The organism is Vibrio sp. Evd11, assembly GCF_900382755.1.
Lineage (GTDB): Bacteria > Pseudomonadota > Gammaproteobacteria > Enterobacterales > Vibrionaceae > Vibrio > Vibrio lentus.
This window is the reverse complement of sequence record NZ_OSDX01000016.1, coordinates 24,092-35,371: the sequence shown is the minus strand read 5'-3', so window position 1 is coordinate 35,371 and position 11,280 is coordinate 24,092. Positions and strand designations below refer to the sequence as shown.

The following is an 11,280-nucleotide window of genomic DNA, read 5'->3' as shown; positions in this document are numbered from 1 at the left end:
GGTCTATGCCGAGCTATTAAAAGGCCGCCCCAAAACTTCTAGGGCGGCAATTTTTATATAACTTAAACCGAACGATTCACTAGCATGGTCTTAATGTGACCAATCGCTTTCGTCGGATTTAATCCCTTAGGACAAACACTTACACAATTCATGATGCCATGGCAACGAAAAACGCTAAATGCATCATCAAGATCGGACAGACGTTCGTCTGTCGCCGTATCTCGGCTATCTATTAGCCAACGGTATGCTGCAAGTAGGCCAGCTGGTCCGATGAACTTATCTGGATTCCACCAGAATGATGGGCATGAAGTCGTACAACATGCACACATAATACATTCATACAAACCATCTAAATGAGCACGCTCATCAGGGCTTTGTAGGTTTTCACGAGCCGGTGGCACATTGCCATCAGACACTAAGAACGGCTTAACTTTTTCGTAGTTATCGTAGAACTGAGTCATGTCTACGATTAAATCACGCACAACAGGCAAACCTGGAAGTGGGCGAATTACGATTTTATCTTGGCCAGAAAGTGCAGATAGAGGCGTGATACACGCCAATCCGTTTTTACCATTCATGTTCAAACCATCAGAACCACATACACCTTCACGGCATGAGCGACGGAATGAAATCGTTGGATCTTGCTCTTTCAAAAGAATAAGCGCGTCCAAAAGCATCATGTCAGAACCTTCTTCCACCTCTAGGGTGTACTCTTTCATGTAAGGCTTCTGGTCCACATCTGGGTTGTAACGGTATAAAGAGAAATTCAGTTTCATGGTCATATCTCCTTAGTACGTACGTGCTTTCGGCGGGAATGCTTCACGATGGATAGGTTCCATGTTTACGCCACGCTTAGTCATACTTTCTGATTCAGGGTTGTAAAGTGAGTGGCATAGCCATTGCTCATCATCACGATCTGGGAAGTCAAAACGAGCATGCGCTCCACGACTCTCTGTACGGAAGTTTGCTGCAACCGCGGTTGCGAATGCCGTTTCCATCAAGTTTTCAAGCTCTAAACACTCAATACGTTGCGTGTTGAACTCAGTCGACTTGTCTGAAAGGTGTGCATTCTTAAGACGCTCACGAATCACTTTCAGCTCTTCTAAGCCGTCAGCCATCGCTTTACCTTCACGGAATACAGAGAAGTTGTTCTGCATACATTGCTGAAGATCTTTACGAATTACCGCAGGATCTTCACCGTCTGTGCTGTTTTCCCAACGATTGTAGCGCTCTAGTGAACGTTCAATGTCGGCTTCAGTTGCTGGTTTTGCTTCAGCTTGCTTGTTCAAAGTCTCACCAAGGTGAAGACCTGTCGCACGACCGAATACAACCAAATCAAGTAGCGAGTTGCCACCTAGACGGTTTGCACCGTGTACTGATACTGAAGCGATTTCGCCACAAGCGAATAGACCTTGAATTTCAACGTCTGTACCATCTTCAGTTTGTTTAATTGCTTGACCAGAAACCTGTGTTGGTACACCACCCATCATGTAGTGACACGTTGGGATTACAGGAATTGGTTCTTTAACAGGATCAACGTGAGCGAACGTACGAGAAAGCTCACATACACCCGGTAGACGAGATTCAAGCGTCTCTTTGCCTAGGTGATCAAGTTTCAGCTTGATGTGTGGACCCCATGGACCATCACAACCACGACCTTCACGAATCTCAACCATCATCGAACGAGCTACAACATCACGACCTGCTAAATCTTTAGCATTCGGAGCATAACGTTCCATGAAGCGCTCGCCGTCTTTATTGAGAAGGTAACCACCTTCACCACGACAACCTTCTGTTACCAAAACACCTGCGCCAGCGATACCCGTTGGGTGGAACTGCCACATTTCGATGTCTTGCATTGGAACGCCTGCACGAATCGCCATACCAACACCGTCGCCAGTGTTAATGTGAGCATTGGTTGTTGATGCGTAAATACGACCAGCACCACCAGTAGCAAGGATTGTTGCCTTCGCTTTGAAGTAGCAAACCTCACCCGTCTCCATACAAAGCGCGGTAGTACCTAAGATTGCACCATCTTCGTTTTTAACAAGATCCAGTGCATACCACTCAGAGAACACAGTAGTTTTATGCTTGATGTTTTGCTGGTAAAGCGTGTGTAGCAGTGCGTGACCAGTACGGTCAGCTGCCGCTGCGGTACGAGCCGCTTGCTCACCACCAAAATTCTTAGATTGGCCACCAAACGGACGTTGGTAAATACTGCCGTTATCAAAACGAGAAAATGGAAGACCCATTTTTTCTAATTCGATAACCGACTCAGGGCCATTTTTACACATGTATTCGATAGCATCTTGGTCGCCGATGTAATCGGAACCTTTAACCGTATCGTACATGTGTTGTTCCCAGTGATCTTCATGCGCATTACCAAGAGCAACGGTGATACCACCTTGCGCCGATACAGTATGAGAACGAGTTGGGAAAACTTTAGATAGCAACGCACAAGATAGGCCTTGCTCAGAAATTTGTAGCGCGGCGCGCATACCAGCACCACCAGCGCCAATTACTACAGCATCAAACTCACGAACAGGAATAGTCACTTACGCACCCCACAAAATAAACAGACCAGAGAAGAAATATCCTAGAAGAACCGCAACAACACCGACTTGAAGACCAACGCGCAATTTTGCACATTTGATGTAGTCAGTTAGTACTTGCCACAAGCCGATCCACGCGTGAACCAAAATTGAAGTAAGTGCTAACATGGTGAAGACTTTAGTGAAGGTACCACCAAAGAATTGCGTCCAAGATGCGTAAGAAATATCACCTGAGAAAGCACAGAAGCTCACTAGGTAGATAGTGTAAAGCGTCATAATGATGGCTGTTGCACGAATCAATAGATAATCATGCACACCATTACGACCAAAAGTAGAAACGTTGTTTACCATACTAAGATCCCCGCTAGTAGAGACAATACCGCTGTTGCTGCGAATGCAACCTTCGCGCTCTTAGCGCCAGATTCCAGCTCTTCAAAGTGACCAAGGTCCATAAGAAGGTGACGAATACCACCAGCAATGTGGTAAGCCAAAGCGGTTAAAATGCCCCACAGAATGAACTTCACGAAGAAACCGTCGACAATGTCGCTAGCTTCCATAAAGCCTTCAGGGGAAGAGAGGGAAATGGATAGTAACCAAAGCAGAATTCCGATCGCAACAAAAGTAATCACCCCAGACACACGGTGTAGGATGGAAGCTATTGCTGTGATAGGAAAGTGGATGGTCTGTAAATCTAAATTAACAGGTCTTGTCTTTCTTTCTTTCACGGGCTCGCTCACTCAGCTCCATTGAGCATGATGGTCATTAAATAACCTTATGTATTGTTATGGACAAAATTTGATTGCAAACCTTCAAAATTTAACATTAACTTAACAAATAACGTAAGTTGAGCCTTAGATAATTGTAAAATAATTGTTAATCGCTAGGTTTCTGAAGACACCTCACATTTCTTCTTAGCCTTGCATTTATAAGGTTTTAACCAAACTTTTCAGCGCCACTATACGGCTGGCAACATTCTAATACAATTGATGCAACAAATAATGCTACACAGAACAGATTTTTAACGAATTTAATGTAAAAAACACTAACAAGTGCACACAAAGCTCCAGAAAAATTGACTTTCCCACGTAAGACCAGTAAAAAAATGGCACATAAACATCCTGGACGGATTAATAATAACAAAGGAGATTGTTATGGCGGATAAGAAAGCTACCCTTCATATTGAAGGTCAAGCACCGATCGAATTGCCGATTACAGAAGGCGTACTTGGTACACCAGTGATCGACGTTCGTACACTAGGTTCTAATGGTTTTTTCACTTTTGATCCTGGTTTTCTTGCCACTGCATCTTGTGAATCGCAAATAACTTATATTGACGGTGGAAAAGGTATTCTTCTACACCGTGGTTATCCAATTGATCAACTGGCCAATAACGCTGATTACTTAGAAGTTTGTTACATTCTTTTATACGGCGAAGCTCCTTCTCGAGCTCAATACGAAGAGTTCAAGACGACGGTCACGCGTCACACCATGGTTCATGAGCAAATTGCTAGTTTCTTCCACGGCTTCCGCCGTGATGCTCACCCAATGGCTGTTATGTGTGGTGTGGTAGGTGCACTTGCTGCGTTCTATCATGATTCATTAGATGTTAATAACGACACACACCGTGAAATTGCGGCATACCGCCTAATTTCAAAAATGCCAACACTGGCTGCAATGTGTTACAAATATTCAATCGGTCAACCGTTTATCTACCCGCGCAATGACCTAGGCTACGCAGAAAACTTCCTACACATGATGTATGCAAACCCATGTGAAGAATATGAAGTAAACCCTGTAGTTGCTCGCGCAATGGACAAAATCTTTACACTACATGCTGATCACGAACAAAACGCTTCAACGTCAACAGTTCGTTTAGCAGGTTCTTCGGGTGCAAACCCATTTGCTTGTATTGCTGCTGGTATCGCTTCTTTGTGGGGCCCTGCTCACGGTGGTGCTAACGAAGCTTGTCTAATGATGCTTGAAGAGATCGGTAGCGTAGACAACATTGAAGAATATGTAGCAAAAGCAAAAGACAAAGATGACCCATTCCGCCTAATGGGCTTTGGTCACCGTGTCTACAAGAACTACGATCCACGTGCAACGGTAATGCGTGAAGCGTGTCACGAAGTACTTAAAGAGCTGAACATTCAAGATCCACTACTTGATGTAGCAATGGAACTTGAGCGCATCGCTCTTTCTGATGAGTACTTTGTATCGAAGAAACTATACCCGAACGTAGATTTCTACTCAGGTATCATTCTGAAAGCGATCGGTATTCCTGTATCAATGTTCACAGTAATCTTCGCGATGTCTCGTACTATCGGTTGGATTGCACACTGGAACGAAATGCACAGCGACCCGACAAACCGTATCGGTCGTCCTCGTCAGTTGTACACTGGTGAAGAACAGCGTGATTTCCAAGCTCTACACGAGCGCGAATAGTAAAGTTTCGACTTTTCTAATCAATTGAAATCAAAAAGGGTTGATGTATTAACATCAACCCTTTTCTTTTCTGCGAGATGCGAGATGCGAGATGCGAGATGCGAGATGCGAGATGCGAGATGCGAGATGCGAGATGCGAGATATTTTGAATTTCTATGACCCCTTGTCAACGCTACAATCAAAGAGATTTCCAACCGCTTCTTTCGTCAGTCTAAGGAATGACGACTTCGAACATAATCCTTTAGAGTTCTGACGGGGTCGTCTCATCGACAGGTACAAATTTATAGTGACTCGTCATCCCCAAGAACGAGGAACGAGTGAGTTAGGGAGCTCATTTAGTTTATAGAGAACCTTGCGAGATTCCCTACTCCTTCCTTCGTCAGTCTAGGGAATGACGAATACACTCGACTCGCATCCTACATCCCATATTTTCTTTTTATACCGGGTTGTCTATATCAATAAACTCAACATCTAAGTCATGCTCTTTCGCTAACCACTCACCTAATGCCTTCACACCATAACGTTCTGTTGCGTGGTGTCCTGCTGCAAAGTAATGAATATCTTGCTCACGCGCTGAGTACGTAGTTCGCTCTGAAATCTCACCAGAGATAAACGCATCAATGCCTTGAGAAGCCGCTAACTCAATGTAATCTTGACCACCACCGGTGCACCAACCAACAGTAGTAATCATTTTGTCTTGGTTCTCTGGAGCAATGTGTAATGGCTTGCGGTTCAAAGCTTGGCCAATCTTTTCTGCGAACTCTGCACCTGTCATTGGCGCACTCAACTTGCCAAACATCGCAACCGATTGTGGGTGCCCTTCTAAACCGCCTTCGACTTCGATATCAAGCAACTCAGCAAGCTTGGCGTTGTTGCCTAACTCAGGGTGAATATCTAGAGGCAAGTGGTAACCCAACAGGTTGATGTCGTTTTTAATCAAGGTACGAATACGCTTGCCCTTCATGCCGCGAATCGCTTCTGATTCACCTTTCCAGAAAAAGCCGTGGTGGACTAACAAAGCATCGGCGTTCAGTTCTACCGCTTTATCAATCAAGGCTTGAGAAGCTGTCACACCAGTAACGATTCGCTTCACTTCTGTTGCCCCTTCAACTTGAAGACCATTAGGACAATAATCTTTAATCTGCTGTGGCTGCAGTTTTTCATTAAGTAGCTTTTCTAATTGTAAGTTATTCATTTTTATTTCCAGCTTACCTTTATAATAACGTCGTTATATCAATTTACGGGTAGAATGTCGAAAGCCCCACGATGAGTTTATGAGGAACAGATGACAGCACTGCAACGTTTTTACCAATGGGTCATCGACTCACCGCCATTACTGGAAATCAAACCACCCGTTTCTGATCTCAGAGCCTTCTCAAGCCCTCATGCCATAGATTCATCACATACATACAATGGTAATCCTAGGCTAGGCTTCCTCTACCAGCACTTATGTGAGCTAGTCATCGATGCTTCGGATAATTATGCAATCAAGTACGATGAGATTCAGATTAATGTAGATGGCAGAACGCTAGGTGCTATCGACTTTATTCTTGAAGAAGAGAGCAGCCACAAGCTGCAACATTGGGAAGTGGCGATTAAGTTTTACCTACTCCATGAACAGACATGGTTTGGTCCTAACTCTCACGACCAATTAGATAAGAAGCTCGATCGAATGTTGAACCACCAGCTAGGTATGTCGTCTTCACCTGCCTTTGTTGAGCAATATCCAGAGATTGATGTCGACTCAAAACATCTCCTCATGCAAGGGCGTCTATATACCAACCCCTTCTTAGATCAAAAAGTACCTACTGAATGTTTGGGCTACGACATTAATTCAAGCCAAGTAAACGGTTTTTGGTGCTATCAAAACCAAGCTCATTTAATTACTGAAGTGCTCTACCCTCTCACCAAAGAGCAATGGGCAGCAGGCACTGATGATTTCACCGGCGAGCCTATCACCGAGTTTGGTGATCGCTTCGTTCATGGGCAAACCAAATCAGGGCAGTTTTGGTTTGTGATGCCAAAAAGTTGGCCACACGGATAATCTATTCAATTATTCAACCACTTAGTCCTAGCCGCTTTACCCATAAACTAATAAAAAAGGGCTGATGCTTTCACATCAACCCTTTCACTATTTACTTGATGACTCTACTAATCTGTATTCGATTATAGGCCAGCGGCTGCAAATACTTGATTAACAATCTCTTGAGCTTCTGCTTCGATTGCTTTTAGGTGCTCTTCACCTTTAAAGCTTTCACAGTAGATCTTGTAGATGTCTTCAGTACCTGATGGACGAGCGGCAAACCAACCGTTCTTAGTTGTCACTTTTAGGCCGCCAATCGCAGCGCCATTACCTGGAGCATGTGTTAGGCGTGCAGTAATTGCATCACCAGCAAGCGTCTCAGCTGAAACCATCTCTGGAGATAGCTTCTTAAGCACGTCTTTTTGTGCGCCATTAGCTACTGCTTGAATACGGTTGTACTTAGATTCACCGTGTTTAGCGGCAAGTTCTTCGTAATATTCTTGTGGGTTCTTACCAGTAACGGCTGTGATTTCAGCCGCAAGTAAGCAAAGAATCAGGCCATCTTTATCTGTTGACCAAGGCGTACCGTCTTTACGTAAGAAAGATGCACCCGCACTCTCTTCACCACCGAAACCAAACTGACCGTTATAAAGGCCATCAACGAACCATTTGAAACCAACTGGCACTTCGCAAAGCTCACGACCTAAGTCAGCAACAACGCGGTCAATCAATGCGCTTGATACCAGTGTTTTACCAACAGCAACGTCTTTACCCCAACCTTCACGGTTACGGTATAAGTAGTCAATACACACCGCTAGGAAGTGGTTGGGATTCATTAAGCCTTTTGGCGTAACAATACCGTGGCGATCGTAATCAGGGTCGTTACCAAACGCTAATTGATAGTCGTCTTTAAGAGCCAGTAAACCTGCCATGGCGTATGGAGAAGAGCAGTCCATACGAACCACACCGTCTTTGTCTAGAGACATAAACTGGAATGAAGGATCAACCGCTTCACTTACAAGAGTAAGGTCTAGGTTGTACGCTTTACCAATTTGACGCCAGTAATCAATACCGCTGCCACCCAGTGGATCAACACCAATTTTGATGTTTGCTTTCTGGATCGCTTCCATATCAACCACATTAACCAAGTCAGCAACGTATGGTGCAACCAGATCCACTTCTTTCACTAACTCTGACTGTTTAGCCTGTGCGATAGGAGTACGCTTTACACCTTGCATTTGCTCAGCAATGATGACATTCGCACGATCTTCAATCGCTTGAGTTAGCTCAGCTTCAGCAGGGCCACCGTGTGTCGGATTGTATTTAATACCACCGTCTTGTGGTGGGTTATGCGAAGGCGTGATAACAATGCCGTCGGCCTTTTTATCATTCACTAGGTTATGCGTAAGGATCGCGTGCGAGATACCAGGTGTTGGAGTAAAGCCATTGTTTTCTTGAATAATAACTTCAACACCGTTCGCTACAAGCACTTCGATAACGGTAGAAAACGCAGGCTCAGAGAGAGCATGAGTATCTTTACCTAAGAAAAGTGGGCCTGTTGTACCTTGCTCAGCACGAACGTCAGCAACCGCTTGTGCGATCGCTAAGATGTGGTTTTCATTAAATGTTGATTTGTCTGCTGTACCACGGTGACCTGAAGTACCGAACAGAACTTTGTGGTCTGGGTTAGTAGCATCCGGTTGCTGTAAGAAATAGTTAGCAACTAAAGCCGGGATATTATGAAGATCTTCCTGCTGAGCTTTCTGCCCAGCACGAGGGTGCATAGCCATTTTTCGACATCCTTATATATAAAATTTAAAAACAAAAAAACCTCATAATATCTTCTTATCCATGGATATTATGAGGTTTAAATCAGATTTCGTTAAATTGAACCTGTTACTTTTTCTATCAATTCTGCTTGGAAACTCATGCGGCTCATAAGCTGTTCAACCATCTGTCTTTTACGGCTAGTGTTGTTATTAGTTATTACCCAAAAAGGACTTTGTGGAATGGCTTTAGGCTTAGTTGTGTTGCCGTTTGCTAGCAAGGTCTCTTCGTTGTCTGCAAAGTAAACACGCTTGCGGCCTTTTACTTGAGTTGCTTCTGAAAAGCTTAAAGGGTCGATTTTATGCAGTGTCGATAACACAAGCATGAAACGATCAATGGCTTTCTTCAGTGATGCAAACTCATCTGATATTAGTAGTGAGCGCATTTCTTTAACACCATCGAACTTCTCTGGAGTAAAGCCTACCTCTTTGCTAACAACGATACCTTTTGGCTCAACGCTCTCTTTGAACGGAACCATGCCTGGGCGATCTACTTGTAACAAGCGGCGCAGAATATCTGAAGCGCTTTCGCCAATACGTTCTGTCTGACCCGCGATATAACGGTATAGGTCTTCATCAACCTCAATTGTTTTCATTCGCTTTTCACAATCTCAATGTTTAAACTCAGGGGGATTATAGCGAGATCCGCGCGGATACTCTACGTCAAACCCACCATGAATAAGATAAAAATGTCAGTACAGCTCAACTATAAATTAGAAGGTGCGGGTCACACCATTGTTTTGATCCATGGATTATTTGGTAATCTGGACAACCTTGGCTTGCTGGCTAGGGATCTGAAGGCCGATCATCAAGTGCTCAGCATTGATCTGCGTAACCACGGTCAGTCCTTCCATAGCGATACTCACAACTATCAAGCAATGGCACACGACGTTGCTCAACTGTTGAATGATCTTGAACTAAAAGATGTCACTGTAATTGGTCACTCTATGGGTGGAAAAGTCGCAATGGCGCTTACCCAGCATCTCGAATTAAATAAGCTGGTTGTGTTGGATATGGCACCGGTCGCCTACACCCAAAGTCGTCACGACAACGTATTCGCAGGCCTACAAGCCGTGATCAAAGAACAACCAACGTCACGCTCAGACGCACTAAAGGTTCTCGCAAAACACATAGAGATAGATGGAGTTCGCCAGTTCCTAACCAAATCTTTGTTCAAATCAGAACAAGGCACCATGGAATGGCGCTTTAACGTTGCGTCACTGCTCGCCAATTACTCGCAGATCATTGGTTGGGAACCGATTGATAAAACCTCGGTCAAAACCTTGCTGATAAAAGGTGGGGATTCTGATTACCTTACGGCTAAGCATCAAACTGCCGTTCAACAGCAGTTTTCCAACGCAAAGGCACATGTTATAGCGAACACCGGACACTGGTTACACGCAGAAAAGCCAGCCGAAGTACTTCGTGCAATAAGAAAATTCATCGCTTAGATAGATTGATTAGTCGATATAAATGAGAGCTGTGTAATCACAGCAGATTAACTTTATCTCACAAGAGTGATATAGTGCGCCCAAGCAAATTTGGTATATAAGGTTCCCATGCTTTACGACTACATGAACATCATTGAATCTGTTGGTTTAGATCTTCTGTTTGCCGCAATTTTCTTTCTAATCGGAATGGCAATTAAAGACGTTCTAAAGGAAGGAAATGTTCCTGCATTTGGTCGTCGCATAGTATGGTTAGTACTTTTCCTTGGCTGCGCAGGTTTTATCGCAAAAGGGATAATCCAACTGAGCTGGGAAGGAACTGGAATCTAACGATTTCCTCCGAACTTTATTACACCGACAACAGACAAAATGAAAGGTAATGATTCTATGGCAAGTGTAGGTCTCTTCTTTGGTAGCGATACAGGTAACACTGAAGCTGTTGCTAAGATGATTCAAAAGCAATTGGGCAAGCAGCTCGTTCAAGTTCAAGACATTGCAAAAAGCAGCAAAGAAGATATCGATAACTTCGATCTACTGCTGCTTGGTATCCCTACGTGGTACTACGGCGAGGCACAATGTGATTGGGATGACTTTTTCCCTGAGCTAGAAGCTATTGATTTCTCAACAAAGCTTGTTGCTATCTTTGGTTGTGGCGACCAAGAAGATTACGCAGAATACTTCTGTGATGCTATGGGTACTATCCGTGACATCGTTGAAGCGAAAGGCGGTACTATCCTAGGTCACACATCAACTGAAGGCTACGAATTCGAAGCATCGAAAGGTTTAGTTGAAGGCGATGACAGCCAATTTGTTGGTCTATGTATTGACGAAGACCGTCAACCAGAACTAACTGATGAGCGCGTAACTAACTGGGTTAAACAAATCCACGAAGAAATGTGCCTAGCAGAGCTAGAAGATTAATTCTCTGGCGATTGTTAATTGTTACAATTAATGACCGTTATGTAGATATGAAAAAACCTCCTTATCGGA

Annotated in this window: 12 protein-coding genes; 5 read left to right on the top strand and 7 right to left on the bottom strand. The window is 44.0% G+C overall.

What is annotated here, in order from left to right; genetic code table 11:
- Nucleotides 1-62: 62 nt before the first annotated feature.
- Genes ED652_RS09380 through sdhC form a run of 4 tightly spaced genes read right to left on the bottom strand, consistent with a single transcriptional unit; the run spans nucleotide 63 to nucleotide 3,289 of the window.
- Nucleotides 63-776: a succinate dehydrogenase iron-sulfur subunit gene (locus ED652_RS09380; protein WP_009847320.1), complete on the bottom strand. Its 714-nt coding sequence runs from the start codon at nucleotides 774-776 to the stop codon at nucleotides 63-65.
- A 12-nt stretch (nucleotides 777-788) separates the two neighbouring features.
- Nucleotides 789-2,555, bottom strand: coding sequence for a succinate dehydrogenase flavoprotein subunit (gene sdhA, locus ED652_RS09375; protein WP_009847321.1), 1,767 nt, complete (start codon nucleotides 2,553-2,555; stop codon nucleotides 789-791).
- A complete protein-coding gene (gene sdhD / locus ED652_RS09370; protein WP_004734215.1) occupies nucleotides 2,556-2,903 on the bottom strand; it encodes a succinate dehydrogenase, hydrophobic membrane anchor protein in 348 nt (115 codons plus the stop codon).
- The gene (gene sdhC / locus ED652_RS09365; RefSeq protein WP_122054503.1) at nucleotides 2,897-3,289 is read right to left on the bottom strand and encodes a succinate dehydrogenase cytochrome b556 subunit; all 393 of its coding nucleotides are present in this window, start codon (nucleotides 3,287-3,289) and stop codon (nucleotides 2,897-2,899) included. The genes sdhD and sdhC overlap by 7 nt, the downstream gene beginning before the upstream one ends.
- Nucleotides 3,290-3,703: 414 nt before the next feature.
- Here sdhC and ED652_RS09360 point away from each other — a divergent pair, with 414 nt between their 5' ends.
- The gene (locus ED652_RS09360) at nucleotides 3,704-4,993 is read left to right on the top strand and encodes a citrate synthase (RefSeq protein ID WP_004734217.1); all 1,290 of its coding nucleotides are present in this window, start codon (nucleotides 3,704-3,706) and stop codon (nucleotides 4,991-4,993) included.
- Nucleotides 4,994-5,429: 436 nt separating this feature from the next.
- On the opposite strand, the gene ED652_RS09355 is transcribed toward ED652_RS09360, so the two are convergent.
- Nucleotides 5,430-6,188: a Nif3-like dinuclear metal center hexameric protein gene (locus tag ED652_RS09355; protein ID WP_102535623.1), complete on the bottom strand. Its 759-nt coding sequence runs from the start codon at nucleotides 6,186-6,188 to the stop codon at nucleotides 5,430-5,432.
- A 90-nt stretch (nucleotides 6,189-6,278) separates the two neighbouring features.
- Here ED652_RS09355 and ED652_RS09350 point away from each other — a divergent pair, with 90 nt between their 5' ends.
- On the top strand, nucleotides 6,279-7,037 hold the full coding sequence (locus ED652_RS09350; protein ID WP_122054501.1) for a DUF1853 family protein: 759 nt from the start codon (nucleotides 6,279-6,281) through the stop codon (nucleotides 7,035-7,037).
- Nucleotides 7,038-7,159: 122 nt separating this feature from the next.
- Here ED652_RS09350 and pgm read toward each other — a convergent pair whose 3' ends face one another.
- Complete coding sequence (gene pgm / locus ED652_RS09345) at nucleotides 7,160-8,806, bottom strand: phosphoglucomutase (alpha-D-glucose-1,6-bisphosphate-dependent) (protein ID WP_122054499.1); 1,647 nt, start codon at nucleotides 8,804-8,806, stop codon at nucleotides 7,160-7,162.
- Nucleotides 8,807-8,898: 92 nt separating this feature from the next.
- Complete coding sequence (gene seqA, locus ED652_RS09340) at nucleotides 8,899-9,438, bottom strand: replication initiation negative regulator SeqA (protein ID WP_122054497.1); 540 nt, start codon at nucleotides 9,436-9,438, stop codon at nucleotides 8,899-8,901.
- Between the two features lie 93 nt (nucleotides 9,439-9,531).
- Here seqA and ED652_RS09335 point away from each other — a divergent pair, with 93 nt between their 5' ends.
- From ED652_RS09335 to fldA, 3 genes are all read left to right on the top strand, one after another.
- On the top strand, nucleotides 9,532-10,293 hold the full coding sequence (locus tag ED652_RS09335; RefSeq protein WP_122054495.1) for an alpha/beta fold hydrolase: 762 nt from the start codon (nucleotides 9,532-9,534) through the stop codon (nucleotides 10,291-10,293).
- 108 nt (nucleotides 10,294-10,401) lie between these two features.
- Complete coding sequence (locus tag ED652_RS09330) at nucleotides 10,402-10,620, top strand: DUF2788 domain-containing protein (RefSeq protein ID WP_017106123.1); 219 nt, start codon at nucleotides 10,402-10,404, stop codon at nucleotides 10,618-10,620.
- A 57-nt stretch (nucleotides 10,621-10,677) separates the two neighbouring features.
- Nucleotides 10,678-11,211 (top strand): flavodoxin FldA, encoded by a 534-nt coding sequence (fldA, locus tag ED652_RS09325; protein WP_122054493.1) that lies wholly within the window; start codon nucleotides 10,678-10,680, stop codon nucleotides 11,209-11,211.
- Nucleotides 11,212-11,280: the final 69 nt, after the last annotated feature.